This is a genomic window from Acinetobacter sp. GSS19, assembly GCF_028621895.1.
Taxonomy (GTDB): Bacteria; Pseudomonadota; Gammaproteobacteria; order Pseudomonadales; family Moraxellaceae; genus Acinetobacter.
The window spans coordinates 1,425,016-1,441,796 of the sequence record NZ_CP117520.1; the positions used below are offsets into that span (position 1 = coordinate 1,425,016).

General features: G+C 44.2%; 18 protein-coding genes. 5 read left to right on the top strand and 13 right to left on the bottom strand.

Annotated elements, in window-relative coordinates; all coding sequences use genetic code 11:
* Window positions 1-33: 33 nt before the first annotated feature.
* Window positions 34-1,050 carry a tRNA (adenosine(37)-N6)-threonylcarbamoyltransferase complex transferase subunit TsaD gene (gene tsaD / locus PGW99_RS06855; protein ID WP_273776835.1) on the bottom strand — a complete coding sequence of 339 codons (1,017 nt, stop codon included), beginning with the start codon at window positions 1,048-1,050 and terminating at the stop codon, window positions 34-36.
* 145 nt (window positions 1,051-1,195) lie between these two features.
* On the opposite strand from tsaD, the gene rpsU reads away from it, so the two are divergent.
* Window positions 1,196-1,411 (top strand): 30S ribosomal protein S21, encoded by a 216-nt coding sequence (gene rpsU / locus PGW99_RS06860; protein ID WP_001136722.1) that lies wholly within the window; start codon window positions 1,196-1,198, stop codon window positions 1,409-1,411.
* Between the two features lie 31 nt (window positions 1,412-1,442).
* Window positions 1,443-1,889 carry a GatB/YqeY domain-containing protein gene (locus PGW99_RS06865; RefSeq protein WP_273776836.1) on the top strand — a complete coding sequence of 149 codons (447 nt, stop codon included), beginning with the start codon at window positions 1,443-1,445 and terminating at the stop codon, window positions 1,887-1,889.
* 184 nt (window positions 1,890-2,073) lie between these two features.
* Here the strand turns inward: PGW99_RS06865 and PGW99_RS06870 are convergent, their stop codons facing one another.
* The 10 genes from PGW99_RS06870 to PGW99_RS06915 form a co-directional block, all read right to left on the bottom strand.
* Window positions 2,074-3,513, bottom strand: a complete 1,440-nt coding sequence (locus PGW99_RS06870; protein WP_443098188.1) for a M48 family metalloprotease — start codon at window positions 3,511-3,513, stop codon at window positions 2,074-2,076.
* An 81-nt stretch (window positions 3,514-3,594) separates the two neighbouring features.
* Window positions 3,595-4,563, bottom strand: coding sequence for a 2-hydroxyacid dehydrogenase (locus tag PGW99_RS06875; protein ID WP_273776837.1), 969 nt, complete (start codon window positions 4,561-4,563; stop codon window positions 3,595-3,597).
* The gene (locus PGW99_RS06880) at window positions 4,563-5,216 is read right to left on the bottom strand and encodes a hypothetical protein (RefSeq protein ID WP_273776838.1); all 654 of its coding nucleotides are present in this window, start codon (window positions 5,214-5,216) and stop codon (window positions 4,563-4,565) included. The genes PGW99_RS06875 and PGW99_RS06880 overlap by 1 nt, the downstream gene beginning before the upstream one ends.
* 96 nt (window positions 5,217-5,312) lie before the next feature.
* A complete protein-coding gene (locus PGW99_RS06885; protein WP_273776839.1) occupies window positions 5,313-7,199 on the bottom strand; it encodes a M48 family metalloprotease in 1,887 nt (628 codons plus the stop codon).
* 81 nt (window positions 7,200-7,280) lie between these two features.
* Window positions 7,281-8,819 carry an amidophosphoribosyltransferase gene (gene purF, locus PGW99_RS06890; protein WP_273776840.1) on the bottom strand — a complete coding sequence of 513 codons (1,539 nt, stop codon included), beginning with the start codon at window positions 8,817-8,819 and terminating at the stop codon, window positions 7,281-7,283.
* A gap of 25 nt (window positions 8,820-8,844) precedes the next feature.
* Complete coding sequence (locus PGW99_RS06895) at window positions 8,845-9,417, bottom strand: CvpA family protein (protein ID WP_273776841.1); 573 nt, start codon at window positions 9,415-9,417, stop codon at window positions 8,845-8,847.
* A gap of 2 nt (window positions 9,418-9,419) precedes the next feature.
* On the bottom strand, window positions 9,420-10,424 hold the full coding sequence (locus PGW99_RS06900; protein WP_273776842.1) for a quinone-dependent dihydroorotate dehydrogenase: 1,005 nt from the start codon (window positions 10,422-10,424) through the stop codon (window positions 9,420-9,422).
* 385 nt (window positions 10,425-10,809) lie between these two features.
* Window positions 10,810-11,271 carry a SixA phosphatase family protein gene (locus PGW99_RS06905; RefSeq protein ID WP_273776843.1) on the bottom strand — a complete coding sequence of 154 codons (462 nt, stop codon included), beginning with the start codon at window positions 11,269-11,271 and terminating at the stop codon, window positions 10,810-10,812.
* A gap of 60 nt (window positions 11,272-11,331) precedes the next feature.
* A complete protein-coding gene (locus tag PGW99_RS06910) occupies window positions 11,332-12,405 on the bottom strand; it encodes an NAD(P)H-dependent glycerol-3-phosphate dehydrogenase (RefSeq protein WP_273776844.1) in 1,074 nt (357 codons plus the stop codon).
* 37 nt (window positions 12,406-12,442) lie between these two features.
* Window positions 12,443-13,018: a nitroreductase family protein gene (locus PGW99_RS06915; protein ID WP_273776845.1), complete on the bottom strand. Its 576-nt coding sequence runs from the start codon at window positions 13,016-13,018 to the stop codon at window positions 12,443-12,445.
* A gap of 203 nt (window positions 13,019-13,221) precedes the next feature.
* Between PGW99_RS06915 and PGW99_RS06920 the strand changes: the two genes are divergently transcribed.
* Window positions 13,222-13,602 (top strand): hypothetical protein, encoded by a 381-nt coding sequence (locus tag PGW99_RS06920; protein ID WP_273776846.1) that lies wholly within the window; start codon window positions 13,222-13,224, stop codon window positions 13,600-13,602.
* A gap of 56 nt (window positions 13,603-13,658) precedes the next feature.
* On the opposite strand, the gene rhlB is transcribed toward PGW99_RS06920, so the two are convergent.
* Both rhlB and PGW99_RS06930 read right to left on the bottom strand, forming a co-directional pair.
* On the bottom strand, window positions 13,659-14,810 hold the full coding sequence (gene rhlB, locus PGW99_RS06925; RefSeq protein ID WP_273776847.1) for an ATP-dependent RNA helicase RhlB: 1,152 nt from the start codon (window positions 14,808-14,810) through the stop codon (window positions 13,659-13,661).
* 101 nt (window positions 14,811-14,911) lie between these two features.
* Window positions 14,912-15,124 carry a cold-shock protein gene (locus tag PGW99_RS06930; RefSeq protein WP_005177104.1) on the bottom strand — a complete coding sequence of 71 codons (213 nt, stop codon included), beginning with the start codon at window positions 15,122-15,124 and terminating at the stop codon, window positions 14,912-14,914.
* A 383-nt stretch (window positions 15,125-15,507) separates the two neighbouring features.
* On the opposite strand from PGW99_RS06930, the gene PGW99_RS06935 reads away from it, so the two are divergent.
* Both PGW99_RS06935 and rpoH read left to right on the top strand, forming a co-directional pair.
* The gene (locus PGW99_RS06935) at window positions 15,508-15,747 is read left to right on the top strand and encodes a sulfurtransferase TusA family protein (protein ID WP_273776848.1); all 240 of its coding nucleotides are present in this window, start codon (window positions 15,508-15,510) and stop codon (window positions 15,745-15,747) included.
* Window positions 15,748-15,887: 140 nt separating this feature from the next.
* Window positions 15,888-16,760: an RNA polymerase sigma factor RpoH gene (gene rpoH / locus PGW99_RS06940; protein WP_273776849.1), complete on the top strand. Its 873-nt coding sequence runs from the start codon at window positions 15,888-15,890 to the stop codon at window positions 16,758-16,760.
* Window positions 16,761-16,781: the final 21 nt, after the last annotated feature.

Below are 16,781 nucleotides of genomic sequence, written 5' to 3' on the forward strand. Positions count from 1 at the left end.
GTTTGCATAAAAAAGAGGCTTTCGCCTCTTTTTCTAAATTTCAGCTGGGCGCTGCAGTTCAGTCATCGGCCAACGCGGTGTTGTAGTGACCGACAATCCATCGCATTGCCCTGCTTGTAATCGTTGATAACCTGCAAACGCAATCATGGCCCCATTGTCGGTACATAGCGCAGGCTCAGCATAGTAGACACTGGCTTTGATTTTGGCTAAATCTGTTTCAAGACGCTGACGCAAGCGTTGATTGGCACTCACCCCACCCGCAATTACTAAACGTTTCAGACCGGTTTGTTTTAAGGCTTTGACTGATTTCTTCACTAAGGTATCCACAATCGCTTCCTGGAAACTGGCGGCAATATCCGCATCACGATTTTCATCGCCCAGTTTTTTCATTTGTACTGAAACAGCCGTCTTCAAGCCACTGAAAGAAAACTCCAAACCTTGATGCAACATCGGACGTGGAAAATCAAATGCCGTTGGGTCTCCCTGCTCTGCCAGTTTTGCGATATTTGGTCCACCTGGATACGGCAAGCCCATCATTTTGGCGACCTTATCAAATGCTTCACCTGCCGCATCATCAATCGATTCACCAAGCAGTTCATACTGACCAATACCATACGCTGCCATCAATTGACTATGTCCACCGGAAACCAGTAAAGCGACAAAAGGAAATTCGGGCGGTGTTTTAGACAATAAGGGTGCCAACATATGACCTTCCATATGATGCACACCAATCGCAGGCTTATTTAAAGCAAATGCCAGCGTACGGCCAAACAGTGCACCCGTCATCAATGCACCCATTAAACCCGGACCACGGGTATAGGCCACTGCATCGATTTCATTTTTTGCGACACCGCTATCCTGCAGTAATTGATTTAATAAAGGAATTAATTTGCGTACATGGTCACGTGACGCCAGTTCAGGCACAACCCCACCGTATTCGGCATGCAGTTTGATCTGGCTATACAGCACTTGTCCGCGTAAGCCCGAGGTACTGTCATACAAGGCTAAACCGGTTTCATCACAAGAAGTTTCTAAGCCTAAAACGATCATTCAACTGCCTATAAAGAATTTCAAAAATCACGCGAAAGCTATTATAGACTTGTGATATGAGATGTAAATGAGTAAAATACGGCACTTCACTTGTGATCTAAGGCAATCCTGCCTTGATCTTATCCATAAACTATGAGGATTCTTCATGCCACAAGTTAAATTGAAAGAAGGCGAACCAGTAGACGTAGCTATCCGTCGTTTCAAACGTTCTTGCGAAAAAGCAGGTGTTTTGGCTGACGTACGTAAGCGTGAATTCTACGAAAAACCAACTCAAGAACGTAAGCGCAAAAAAGCGGCTGCTGTTAAGCGTTACCAAAAGAAATTGGCTCGCGAATCAGTTCGTACTACTCGCCTTTACTAATTAATTTGTGATTGACTGCTTGGATACTTTAATGACTACTTTAAAAGATCAAATTACCGAAGTGTTGAAAACCTCAATGCGTGCCCGTGATATGGCACAGGTAACCGTGATCCGTAGTCTGCAGGCAGCAATTAAGCAAATCGAAGTCGATGAGCGCAAAGAGCTTGACGGTGCTCAGGTTCTTGCGGTCATTGAAAAGCAAATTAAACAACGTAAAGAATCGGTTAAAGCCTTTGAAGGTGCTGGCCGAGAAGATTTAGCTAGTAAAGAACAAGCCGAAATTGAGGTGCTATCTCAGTTTCTACCAGAAGCTATGACTGAGGAAGAGCTTGATTCTCTCATTGAGCAAACCATTGTTGCTCAAGGTGCTACTAGCATGAAAGATATGGGTAAGGTGATGAATTCTCTGCGTCCGCTCATAGCCGGGCGCGCCGATCCTGCGCTAGTTTCGAGTAAAATTAAAGCCAAACTTGGCTAATTTTAGTCTTTCTTAAACACGTTCCAGCTATATCTGATTGATCTATTTCGCTAGAAATAGCATAGATATGCTCATGTTTTAATCATTACTGTATAAGTCATTCGTCGACCAAACCATTTGAAACAAACATTTTGTCCTTTCTCCTTTCAGAATTATTCGTGTTTTCGTAAATTTCAGAACGCGATTAGATTTTCATTTGCCGTTCAAATTGCATTTGCTTTAAACGCCGGTCAATAGTTGCAGAAATTGCACTGTTCTCTTTAGCAAGCCGCTGCGCATGTAACAATGAACGAATCGCTGTTTCCTCTTGCCCTGACCAGTACTCGGCTTCAGCGCGATAACGCAAAACATTGACGGTATATAAAGGTGACTGCCGCTGTAAAGCCGCTGTTTGCTGCATCAGACGCCAAACCTGCAAATCTCTTGGATTTTTGTCAATCCAGCTCTGTAATAAAGTCTGCGCTTGCCCCGCTTGCTGCTGACGAATTAACACTTCCGCCAGCTTCAAAGCCAATGCTCGGTTTTCAGGCATAATCCGTTGCTGAGCAGCAACCGTCTGATTGGCTTGGACTAACTGGTTTTGTCCCAAATAAATATCAGTTTGCAACAAAGTCAGCAGATGATGCTGTGTCATCTGAACTTTAACCTGATTCAATACCTGCTGTGCTTCGGCATATTCTCCACGTTTCAGATAAAAGCTTGCTAATGCAAGCTGCCCAGCAGCGCTGTTTTGTGCCAAGCTCTTTAGCTGAGACTCAGAGGTCTGATTGGTCAAAACAGCTGTATACCACTTGAGGATTTCAAAATCCAAATCACTCGCCTGCAGAGATTTTTTTGGCAGTTGATGCGCTCGTAATCGTGCTTCACTCATACGCTCCGTCGTGAGCGGATGTGTCAACCAGAAATCCGGCAGAAAACTCACCCGGCTGGTCGAGCGATGCATGATTTCGAAAAAATCAGCCATACTTTCAGGATTATAGCCCGCCGTATACATATATTGCATGCCGATCCGGTCTGCTTCACGCTCCTGATTACGGCTATAGGTTAACTGCTGATCCATCAACGCTGCTTGTGAACCCATCATCACGGCTGCACCGGCATCACCATTTGCCTGCGAAGCAATCGCAGCACCAACCAACACACCCGCTAGTGCGAGTAAGCCTTGCCCTTTAAAAGCTTCTTGTGAACGACTGTAATGGCGCTGGCTGACATGAGCGACCTCATGTGCGATCACGCCTGCAACTTCATCCATATTACGTGCAGTGGTGATTAGCCCTGTATTAAGAGCAAACAAACCGCCAGGCACAGCAAAGGCATTGATTTGCGGATCATTAATTAATAGCAGACCAATCGGTTGGCCCAATTGCGCTTGACTTTGCACACGCGCAAACACCTCCATAAACTGGTCTTCCAGCCATGGATCCTGCAATACAGGCATTTGCTGCTGCACCTGACGATAAACTTTTTCGCCAATCAGGCGTTCATTTTGCTGGTCAATCAACCCGATGCCCGTGGCAATTTCGGGCACATCAAACTGACTAGCTTGAGGAGCAGGATAAAACGGCTGTGCAAGCCCCATCATCGAAGCCCAACTTAGTCCAACAGTCAAGAATACCCGTTTCAATGCCACACCCAAATTTATACTGTCAGATTTAGACTATAGCATTGAAAATAGGAAAGATTCGCAAGGAAGTGTTATCAAATTTTAACGAAAATCAGGGTTCACTATATAACGAGGCGTACGCCCTTCTAAAGCATCGACCAAGTTACGATAGGCCAGCTCAACCATTTTTTTTCGGGTTTCGGCCGTCGCAGAACCAATATGCGGCAAAGTCACAACATTCGGCAAACTGAACAACGGCGATTCTTGTAATGGCTCTTTTTCATAAACATCAAGACCCGCTGCAAAGATTTTCCCTTGCTGCAAGACCTCGATTAAAGCGGCTTCATCAACGACAGATCCGCGGGCAATATTGACAAATACTGCATGTGACTGCATTTGAGCAAATTCTTTGGCACCCATCAAGGCCTGAGAATCAGCATTCAAATCAACAGCAATCACCACAAAGTCCGAACGCTGGAGTAATTCTGGAAGACCACAGTATTGCGCATTTAGGGGTTGCGCCATTTCAATCTTTTCACGGCGGTTATGGTACAAGATATTCATATTGAAACCATAAAAGCCACGGCGGGCAATCGCTGCACCAATATGACCTAAACCGACGATTCCCAAAGTTTTGCCAAAAACATCCTGGCCAAATTGTGCTGGGCCGGCTGTTCTCTTCCATTGTCCCTGTTTAGTCCATACATCGAGTTCTGTGACTTTGCGTGCAGCACTCATCAACAAGGTAAAAGCCAGATCTGCTGTAGTTTCTGTGAGCACATGCGGCGTATTGGTCAACCAGATCTTGCGCTGGTTCAGATAATCTACATCGTAATTGTCGTAGCCCACCGTAACACTGGAAATGACTTTAAGCTGCTGGGCGGTGGCCAGATTTTTTTCATTTAATAAACGCCCCGCACCAATCAAACCATCAGCATCCACAACGTGCGCACGCAACTGTTCATTCACATCACCCTGCTTCGGGTCGATTTGCACAACCTCATACACTTGCTGTAAACGGCTCAGAATTTCAGTATCGATCTGGCTAAACACCACCACTTTTTTACGCATTAGTCATCCATTGAATTAGGTTTATTTTGCATATAGTGCCACAACTGCTGTTTGAATTGCGGCTGTTGTAACATCTGCTCCAAACTCGGTAAAGCGACTCGTATGGAGTGTTGAAGATACGGAATATCGCCTAGTATGATCAAGTTTTTATCCAAACTCATGGCATCAATAAATCCCTGAATATAACTCTGAAAGCCGCGACTGTCTTGCAAATGCGGCAATGGAAATGGCCATTTCAACTCATGAAACTGGCTTGGTAGCGCTGTCTGAATATTGAACCACAAACGCTGCTGCTGCTCGGACAATACAGTCGCATCAAGCAAAATCACACAATGAGGCAAACTACAGGCTTGCAGCGTAAAAGGAGCAATTTGCTCACTATGGGTCGTCTCAGGCACTATTATGCGCTGTTCAACAACGACCGTCGCTTCAACCCGAGCAGGCACAGGTGCTTCTACTACAGGCGGCCTTTTTTCTTGTTTTTTAACAGGGACACTGGTTGTTATAGCCAGATCAACGTGTGTAGCAGGGTGCTCTGGTGACTGATCTCGCCAGAGGGAAGGACAACTTTTCTCCTGGCGTAGTGCATCTTTGGGAACCCATAGGTCGATTCCCAAGGCCGCCAGTCTACTGCGCTGTTGCCCCATCATCATACTATTTTCGTCGTCTCGCAAATTTGCACTATTTTAGCCGGTTTAAGCGGGTCACGCTGTGCTTTCTTTACTGAGCTTGGACAATTCACGTCCAGATCAAACAATCACAATACTGCTCTTTTTCTGCATTTGATCGACAATTTCATCGGTTTCAAAACCCAAACGCCAATATAGCAATTCGAGCACGTCCAACTCATCCTGCGTGATAATCCGATCCTGCCACAAACATAACTCGGCAACTGCCAAAATCATCAGTCGATCACGCAACAACAAGCCAGCAATGTCATTCAGAATCTCTGCCAAATCAATCGGCTCATCCGAAATTTCTTCGTAAAGCGGCAATTCATCTGTATTCAACACACGCTGCAAAATTTGATGACGCACATCAAACTGATTTAAGGTATTGATTTGCTGAACATGCAACAACGCATCGATCAAACGCACAACTTGAGGCTTCACATCTTCCAGTGAAGTGGGCGTATGCAACGGCATAAGACCCAGCCGATATTTGACACGCTCTAACAGCAAGGCATCTAACAGGCCAATCTCTCCATCTTCCTGAATGATCCGTGCCAACTTGGTCAGAAATTGTCGTCCCACGGTCGCAGGCATTTTTCCAATCGTCTGACACGCATCATGAAAGATCTGAATATGCACCCGCCCATCCAAATGCAATAAAGCATCAATGATCGCACGGCTGACCTCGGCATCTTGTGGAATAAACTCACGGTACTGACGGATCATCAGAATCGCCACCATGACCTCACGTGCTCCAGTAGAAGTCTGTAATGCTCGCTGCAACAGCTCAGGACGCGACATGTTTTGTCGAATCTGACGTTTTAAGGGTTTGATGGCATCTTTAATTGCAAAACTGATCGGAGATAAGCGCAGCAGGGGCAAAGGCTGAGGTGAGGTCCATGGATGATAAGTTTCCTGATCCATTTCGTCCATCATTTGCGACATGCTAAATTTTGGATGTGGACCCAGTTTCAAATTTTCCAGACGTAAATCCTGTAACAGATGCGGATTTAACTTATAGAGACGATCCTGAATACTCGGATGAATATTCAACCAGCTTTGTGGGCTTAACGAGTTGGCAAAACACATATGGGCTATCGATTCAGAGTATTCACTGTGAATCTGTGATCCGGCATGATGCACATAAATTCTTAATAAGGTCTGGATATTCGCATCATTACGTATCAACAACTTGGTTTCCTGATCGTTTCGGAAAGTGCGTCCACCCAAAGTTAAATATTTAATAAAACGAGAAATCATTACCCCTAGGCTACCCACTAGCCAGATCAGCCCGCCAGCAGCCACCAGAATCGTTTCAAACTTATTGCCGCGTTTCGATCCAGGTGAATCAAAACCGCATTTGGCAATATGACTACCCCATCGGCTAAATGTCGTCAGACCACTGTACAACACCTTTAAACGGGTATTTTCAGCCGTCTCCCCTGATAGAATTTGGCTAAATTCATGACTGAGCAAGCCATAGAGTTCCAGCTCATCCAGATTTTGTAGTGCCCCCCAGGTCAGGATAATCACCGTGTCCTGTGGCGAAAAGCCTGCAGTAAATGCATTGACGCCAACCTCGTCAGACAGTACATAGATCCCTGGGGGTTCAATACTAAAATTCTGCGCCAACTGTTCCGTCAGTCGCAAGACTGTCATTTCTTCCGGGGTACTTTCCAAGGCATTCAAGCGTCGTGCTTTGATCTGTTTGGCCAACCAATGGCCACCTTCACGAAAAACATAGAATTCATGTACCACCGATCCAAGCATAATTGAGAGAATGACTAAAACAAAATAAGGACTAAAACGATGCCAGAGGATGGGCTGATCTGGCTCAAAATAATGCACAATCAAGCCAAAACAAGCATTCAAGATAAAAATTGTGAGGATGACCGCCAATATACACATACTGGCAGACCACCTCATGTTCTTATTTTTGATTAAATAGCGACTTACATCTTTCAATGTAAAACTTCCCTATTACATTGTTGAGCCACATCATAAAGAAAAAAAGCGGGAAAAACCCGCTTTTTTTGCTCGTGATACTTAGCCTTCCATTACACCAGATAGATCAACGGATGCAGCATCAATATTTACATCAATATAGCCATCTTTTTTCTTTTTGGCTGAGTCACTGCGCTTTTGCTGTAAATCATCCAGATACTGTTCATCAATACCACCCGTCACATACACTCCATCAAATACGGAACAATCAAATTCAGTGAGATGAGGCACTTTTTTGGTTCGTACCGCATCTTTCAAATCTTCCAGATCTTGGAAAATCAGACGGTCTGCACCAATTTCTTGACGGATTTCTTCAACTGAACGATGCGCTGCAATCAACTCTGATTTGGCTGGCATATCGATACCATAGACGTTTGGATATTTCACCATGGGTGCAGCAGAAGCAAAGAATACTTTCTTGGCACCAGCATCACGGGCCATCTGAATGATTTCGTTACAGGTTGTACCACGTACAATCGAGTCATCCACAAGCAAGACATTTTTATCTTTAAACTCAAGCTCTACTGGATTCAACTTTTGACGCACTGACTTTTTACGCTGTTGCTGACCTGGCATGATAAAGGTACGACCGATATAACGGTTTTTCATAAACCCTTCACGGAAAGTCACACCAAGTTTATTACCGAGTTCCAGAGCTGCAGTACGACTGGTGTCCGGAATTGGAATCACCACATCAATCTCATGGTCTTCACCCCACTCGCGCAGGATTTTATTGGCCAGGGTTTCACCCATACGCAAACGCGCTTTATACACCGAAATGCCATCAATGGTTGCATCTGGACGCGCGAAATACACATATTCAAAAATACATGGATGGTATTGCGGATTAGTCGCACATTGCTGTGTAAATAACTCCCCCTCTGCATTGATGAAAATTGCTTCACCTGGGGCAATATCACGCTCGATCTTAAAGCCAAGCGCTGTAATCGCAACAGATTCAGATGCAATGATATATTCAGTGCCCTGCTCTGTTTCACGCGAACCATAAATCAATGGACGGATACCATGCGGATCACGGAAACCAACCAAGCCATGGCCAGTAATCATCGCCACAACACCATATGCACCTTTGCAACGTTCATGCACGCGGCTAACCGTATGGAAGATGTCTTCCGCAGTTGGTGAAAACTTATTACATTTTTGCAATTCATGTGCAAACACATTCAGCAAAACTTCCGAATCAGAATCGGTATTCATGTGACGCAAGTCAGTCTTGAACAGATCTTCATGAATTTCTTCTGCATTGGTCAAGTTACCGTTGTGGGCCAAGGTAATGCCGTACGGAGAGTTCACATAGAAAGGCTGTGCTTCAGCACTGCTTGATGAACCTGCAGTTGGATAGCGCACATGGCCAATACCGTAATTGCCCAACAATGCACGCATGTGACGAGTATGAAACACGTCACGCACCATGCCATTATCTTTACGCAAGAATAAACGGCCATCTTGGCAAGTTACAATCCCTGCTGCATCTTGTCCCCGATGTTGTAACATCGTCAATGCATCAAACAACATTTGGTTAACAGGTGATTTACCAGCTATACCAACTACTCCACACATAGCAACCTCGCAGACCAGCTAGGGATTAATTAAAAGGATTATTTGTTGAATGTTCTGACCGTGACTTCACAGGATCAGAAACGGAAGGTTGATGAGAACCTTCTTCGGACTTCATTTGTTTCCACGCTTCACTCGCCACGTCTTTCGACACTTCACTGGCCATCGGCGCATAAGGTAATAAATTCTGAATAAATTTGGACTGTTTCCAGTGTGGGGAACTTTCTACCCAAGGACCCAGTCCTTGCATAGTGATCAGTACAATCAGCAGACCTTTTAATGTTCCAAAAGCACCACCTGCCAAACGGTTTATGGGGCCAAGTTTGAGGGATTTCAACACACCATTTAAGATCGAAGTCACCAGCCAGGTACAAACAATGATAAACAGCACAATAAATGCAAAGGCCGCAATCTTTTGCACCACCGGATCCTGACTCAGTGCCTGCATGGAGGGTGCGAGCAGATTGGCATATTTTGCACCCACAATTAGGGCAAAAATCCATCCAACCAAGTTCGCAAAGGCTTTTAGCAATCCTTGTCGCAAACCGTTTAGCCCCCCAATGAGCAAAATTATCAGGATAATGAGATCAAGGGTGTTCATAATCAGGTCATGGCATCGACGCAGTCTTTGATCAGACTTGGTCCCGTATAGATTAAACCACTGTACACTTGCACGAGCGTTGCACCGGCTTGCTGTTTTGCAAGTGCTTGCTCTCCTGACACAATACCACCAACACCAATTAATGGGATTTTATTTTGCAACAATTCAGCAAAACGACTTAAACATGCTGTGCTTTTCTCGAAGACTGGCGCACCAGATAAACCACCTGCTTCATCACCAAATGGCAGATTTTTCACCCCTTCGCGTGACAAAGTGGTATTGGTTACAATCAAACCATCGATCTTGAATTGCAGCAATTTTGCTGCAATAAATTCAATTTCATCAGGATTCAGGTCAGGCGCAACCTTCAATACGAGTGGTACATAATGCTGATACTCTTCAGCCAATTGCAGCTGACGATTTTTTAAGGTTTCCAATAATTCTGTTAATGCATCGCCACTTTGCAAGCTACGCAGGTTTTTGGTATTCGGTGAAGAAATATTAACCGTAATATAAGAGGCGTAGTTATAGACTTTTTCCAAGCAAATCAGATAATCATCGACTGCTTTTTCCACTGGCGTATCAGCATTTTTACCAATATTAATACCCAATACACCTTTGAATTTTGCTGCTTTTACATTTTCAATCAGCTGATCCACACCAGCATTATTAAAACCCATACGGTTAATAATCGCTTTGGCTTCAGGGATACGGAATAGACGTGGTTGAGGATTGCCTGGTTGAGAACGCGGTGTAATCGTTCCGATTTCAATAAAGCCGAAACCGAGTGCCGCCAACGCATCAATATAAGCACCGTTTTTATCTAGACCGGCTGCTAAACCCACTGGGTTAGGAAACTGAATCCCCATACAGGTAACCGGTTTTGCAATACTATTCGCGCGGATCACGCCCATTTGATGGGCGGATTTCAGTAAGGATAATGTCAAATCATGCGCACGCTCTGGTGCTAAAGAAAACAACAAAGGGCGAGCCAGTGAATACAACATATCTACGAAAGTCTACTGCTTTTAAGTCGCCATATTATAGGCACAGGTGGTCTAAAACACCATGCTTGATCTGCCTTTATTTTTACCCGTTCAAGCCAAAACGGTGCTAATTTAAGCTAATTTTGCGAACCAATAAGCATTAAGAATCAATTGCTAAGCCAACTCTAAAAGGGTTTACAAATTTTAAAGATCAAAAGCTATTTTGTTTCTAAGCTCAATTCGTTGACAAGCCTGACTATCCCTGCAAAATGATCAGCCGGTTGCTCTTCGAGGTAAAACATCCTCTAAATGTAACTCGCTCTAAAAAATGGCTCAAGCCTACTGACCACCTGAACCATTCATGTTAAAACCACAATCAACCCGTGAATCTAGCCCAATTGATCGATCAAGCCGTTGGAATAAAAGCTTTTTGCTGAGTGGATAAACCATTGGAAATCACGGCTTGTTCATAAATGCGTGCTTCGGCCAAAGCAAATGGATGATAAGGCTGCTGGGTAAGCTGCTCTGCAATATGAGCGACCACATTCATATGACAAACCACCACGATGGATTCATAAGGTAACTGTGATAACCATTCAATCGCGTCTTTGGCTTTATCATCCGGTTTAATCTTGTCACATAGAAAGACCGGTACATCTGGAAAATACTGCTGAAGATGCTCCAGTGTTTCTTGCGCTCGTAATAAAGTGCTGACGACAAACACATCCGGCTGAATCTGATCTTTTAAATATGCTGCGGTTTGTTGGGCTTGTTGATGGCCACGCGGAGTTAAAGGACGTTTTGCATCTTGCGCTTGACCCCGACCTTCCGGTATCGCTTCACCATGACGCACCAATGTCAGTTGCATATTTTCACTCCCTGTACACGACTCAACTTCGAGTTTTTGTCGAGCCAACTAAAAATTAAATCACACTTCATGATGTGGCAGTACAAATTCAACATCACTACGATGGCCATTCTTCATCAATGACAAAGCGATATTCAGTGGCGGCGCATGTTCAAAAATCACTTCGTATAAGGCATTGGTAATCGGCATATAAACATCCAATTCCTCGGCGCGTTTGCGCACTTGCACGATGGTATTAATACCTTCTGCCGTTTGTCCCAATTCCTGTGTCGCCTGCTCTAGAGTTTTCCCTTTACCCAGCGCATAACCCACTTGGAAATTACGACTTAACGGACTATTACAGGTTGCAAATAAATCCCCTACGCCTGACAGCCCCAAGAACGTCAGTGGGTTGGCCCCAAGCTTCACTGCAAAGCGGCTCATTTCTGCCAAAGCACGGGTGATGATCATACTTTTAGTATTTTCACCAATGTTATAAGCAGCACCAATACCCATCGCCACAGCATAAATATTTTTCAGTGCACCACCCAACTCAACCCCGTGCACATCATCACTCCCAAACACACGGAAAAGTGCACTATGTAAGGCCTGCTGAACGGCATAGCGTACCAATTCAGATTCACTGGCAATCACGGTACCTGCCGGCATGCCTTGCATAATTTCTTTCGCCAGATTAGGTCCTGACAATACACCATAAGGTACCTCGGGTAATTCTTCCCGAATGATATCGCTCATAAAACTAAAGGTATTGGCTTCAATTCCTTTGGTTAATGAAATGACTGCTTGTGCACTGATATACGGTTTGATTTGTCGCAATACATCACGAAAAGAATGGCTCGGAATTGCCACCAAGATAATATCGCGGTCGCGAACAGCGGCTTCCAGATCAGACTCTGCTCGCAAACCAGGCTCTAAAACATAATCTGGCAGATAGCGTTTATTGACATGGGTGCTATTAATCTCAGCTGCAGTGACAGGATCACGAATCCAGATCATGGTGTTGCAGCCATTGCGCACTGCGATGTTCGCCATAGCCGTTCCAAAACTACCACCACCCAGCACCGTAATTCTCAAGGCGGTTTTCTGATCAATATTTACCGGTTCAACCAAATCAGTAAATTTTAATTCCGTCATTCTTGTTATCCCTAAAGAAGTCTATAGTGCTGGATTTTTATACTGTCCAAAATTGGACAAAATCTTGAGTTTGAATATCAGCCCGGGCAGGAATTGCTTTAGCTGCCGTGCCAATATAAATAATGCCCGAAATAAAGTCATGAGGCTGCAAGCCAAGCTGTTGCTTCAACCACTGTGATTCAACCACCACGCCGGTGCGCCACATACTGGCAAACCCCTGCGCCTGTAAAGACAATAAAAAGTTCTGAATCGCAGCGCCACTGCTGAGCAGTTGCTCAAATGCCGGAACCTTGGCATGGTCATGTATCTGGGTCAGTGCCAAAACCAATAGTGGAGCGCGAAACGGATGTTGTTGCACACGATCTAGCTGTACAGCATCGGTTTCACCCAAGTCTTGCAAAGCACCTGCCAAAAGCTGGCCAAATGCTGCTCGCTGATCCGCTTCAACGACCATAAAGCGCGTCGGCTTTAAACGGTGATGATCAGGTGCGGTCAATGCCGCCTGAAAAGCTCGTTCGAGTTGAGCAGCATCTGGTGCTGGCTCAACCAATTGGCCAATCGACTGGCGTTGATGAATATTGTGGTGAACTGTATCGACTGCTGAATCCGTCATTAATATTAAAATCTATAATCATTACTGAATTTAGATTAGCATATTCAAAGTGCTTTACTCTATGCCCTCAACATTTTTCAGCCTAAACGGCATGCAATACATTGCATAGAAAATAAAACTGCAATGTTCATACAAGTCATACAAACACAGCACTAGAAACTGTGCTGAAATAACCAAGTCCAAGTTTTTACGGGTTCTTCACCATGAAAAATTATTTACGAGTTACAAGTACAATCTTGCTCGGTCTAGTGCTGGGCGCCTGTGCATCAACACCAAACCATACTCTTGCCGTTCAAAAACCCAATAACCAATATGAAGTGACCGGTATCGGTAAAACCAACCTGATCGCAAAAAATAACGCCATTAATGCCGCCAACCAGACTTGTGGTAGCAAAGCTACGCCTATTGTCGTCGATGAAAAAACCACGTATCAGGGCGTACTTAAAGATCTTGTAGATGAAGAAACCGGAAAAATGGTGCAGGCTGCGAGTGGTGTCATTGGCATCTTTACCGGGAAAAGCACGGATCTTTCTCGCGATGATGACTACCAAACCACCTTGACGTTCTATTGCAAAGCCCAATAACAAAAAAACCCAATTCACAGGAATTGGGTTTTCATCATCTTAATCACATTCTAGATCTAGCAATATCCGTCTAAACGGGTTAATGGCAATTTTTGCCCAATCGCTTTTTCAATTTCAGGCAAGTAGAAGGCATCATCTTCCGACAAGAAACTAATACTCACGCCTTGGGCACCTGCACGACCAGTACGGCCAATCCGGTGCACATAATCATCTGACTGTTCTGGCAGGGTGAAGTTAATCACGTGTGAAACTCCATCCACATGGATGCCACGACCTGCAACATCAGTCGCAATCATGATGTTATGTTTACCATTTTTGAACTGATCCAGCATTTTTAGACGCTTATCTTGGGCAATCTCGCCTGAAAGCATGACTACCTTGTAGCCATCTCGCTTCAAGTGATCATATAAACGGCGCACCTGATCACGGCGGTTCGCAAAGATCATGACTTTTTCAATCGGTTCATCCCGCAGGATATCTTGTAATAAACGGTATTTGTCTTGACGTGCCACCATATAAACACGCTGCTCGACATCCGCATTGGTTTTCTTTTCCGGCTCAATTTCAACCGTAACCGGTTCAAATAACCATTGCTGTGCCAAATTCAACACATCATAACTAAAGGTGGCCGAGAACATGAGAGTCTGACGCTGTTCTTTGCGCGGTGAAAAACGTACGATACGTTTAACGGAAGGAATGAATCCCATATCAAGCAAACGGTCGGCTTCATCGATGACCAAGAATTCAATCTGATCCAACCAAACTTCTTTTTGCTCAACAAAATCGATCAGACGTCCCGGTGTGGCCACCATGATATCGACAAAATTCTGATCCAGCTGTTTTTTCTGCTTGTCAAAATCAACACCTCCTAGCAAGGTCACCAAATGCAGGTTGGTAAATTTTGTCAACTCTTTGGCATCACTTTCAATCTGCAAAGCCAATTCACGTGTAGGTGCAAGAATCAAGGCCCGTGGTTCGCCACGAAAGCGAGGTTCTGTAATCGGATTATTCAGTAAATCATTAATGATACTGATCAAGAAAGCTGCTGTTTTACCCGTACCGGTCTGTGCTCGACCAATCGCATCATGCCCAGCCAAAGTGAAGTGCAAAACCTTCTGCTGGATGGGGGTCATCTGCTTAAACCCTAAAGCATCAATCGCTTGTTTCAGTTGCGGATGTAAATTCAAGGTTTCAAAACCAGCTACCATAAAACTTGTGCTCAAACTATCAATCACAGAAATTGTGACCCATTATAAACAAAAACGCCCCAATTCAAAAATTGGAGCGTCTGACCATTGACTAAATTAAATTAGTCTAACGGCTGAACTTCTTCAGCTTGGAAGCCTTTTTGGCCTTTAACTACGCTGAATTCAACACGTTGACCGTCACGTAAAGAACGGTGGCCTTCGCCTTGAATTGCACGGAAGTGAACGAATACATCGTCACCGCCATTGCGTTGAATAAAACCAAAACCTTTAGTGTCGTTAAACCACTTTACTACGCCTTGTTCACGAGCTGTCATAAGTTAATCCTCTGTAAGTGAGATAAAAGGACCACCCGGTGTTGCAAACAGCAGAGCAAACAAGGTTTAAAAATATTTATTATTTCTAAGCTTGTAATCATTCTGTAAAACTATTAACAAAATCCCGGTTACATCCATTTGTAAAAGGTTTTAAAAACAATGTTTATTGGTATTAAACCTAAATACGGCATCGAGCTTAACACGGGTTTATAACAATTAATAGAAGTTTTTTTGCTTATTTCTAGAATGTTTAGTCTCTTTTCTGTGATGCCTGTTGTTTTTCTACAAAAGCCTAATTTTGTAGAATTTTATTTTTCTTGGTTGGGCATCCTAGGCTTGTTTGCTAACATACTGCTTTTGTTAAATTCATTCGATGAGCCGTGATGTCTGAGACCTTAGCTGCTTCCCCACTGGAAATTAATGCCTTAGGCAAACCCTGCCCGATGCCTTTGCTGATGTTGAAGCGGGCTTTAAAAACCAGTGATCAGGGGCAAATTTTTCTACTGAAATCTTCTGACCCGCATAGTGAGATTGATGTACAGCGCTATTGTCAGATGCACCAACTTAAGTGCCAGGCAGAAAAAATTTCTGAAACGGAATACCACTATTTAATTGAATCTTAATTGTTTTCGATTAGACTAATCAGATTGGCAAATCCATATAAACATTTACATTTCTCTACCGAATTTTCCTTAATGATGAACCCCGTTCGAATTAAGATGATTGTATTGGTAACCTCACCTGCTTCCTATAAGGAGAACTCATGAGTGACAGCAGCAACAATCAGTTGATGCCCCTGTCATTATCTGCGCCAGGCGTAAATCTCGGTGCGTATATCAGCACTGTCAACCAGATTCCAATCTTAACTGCCGAGCAAGAAAAAGAGCTTGCTGAACGTTATTATTATGATCAGGATCTCGATGCAGCCAAAATGCTCGTGATGTCTCATTTACGTTTCGTCGTGCATATCGCACGCAGCTATGCGGGATATGGGTTACCTCAAGGTGATCTGATTCAGGAAGGTAATCTAGGCCTGATGAAAGCGGTCAAACGCTTCGACCCGAATATGGGCGTGCGTCTGGTTTCTTTTGCCGTACACTGGATTAAAGCTGAAATTCATGAATACGTGATCCGTAACTGGCGTATTGTTAAAATTGCCACCACAAAGGCACAGCGCAAACTGTTCTTTAATTTACGCAGCCTGAAAAAATCCAGCAAAAAACTGACACTCGAAGAAGCACAATCGATTGCGAATGATCTAAATGTAACACCTGAGCAGGTGTTAGAAATGGAAGGCAGACTCACTGCCTATGATGCCGCTTTTGAAGCTTCTGGCGATGATGACGATGAAGGCTCCGGTCATGTCGCGCCCGTCTTGTATTTAGAAGACAACCGCTATGACCCTGCACGTCTGGTAGAAAATGAAGATTGGGAAGAACAAAGCACCTCTGCCCTCCATGAAGCCATGGATCAGCTGGATGACCGTTCACGCAATATTCTGCAACGCCGTTGGCTTGATGATGATAAGTCCACACTGCATGAACTGGCAGCTGAATATAACGTGTCTGCGGAACGTATCCGTCAGCTTGAAAAAAATGCGATGGAAAAAATCAAAATTGCCATGTCCTCCAACTAATCAGATCATGATGAAAAAGGC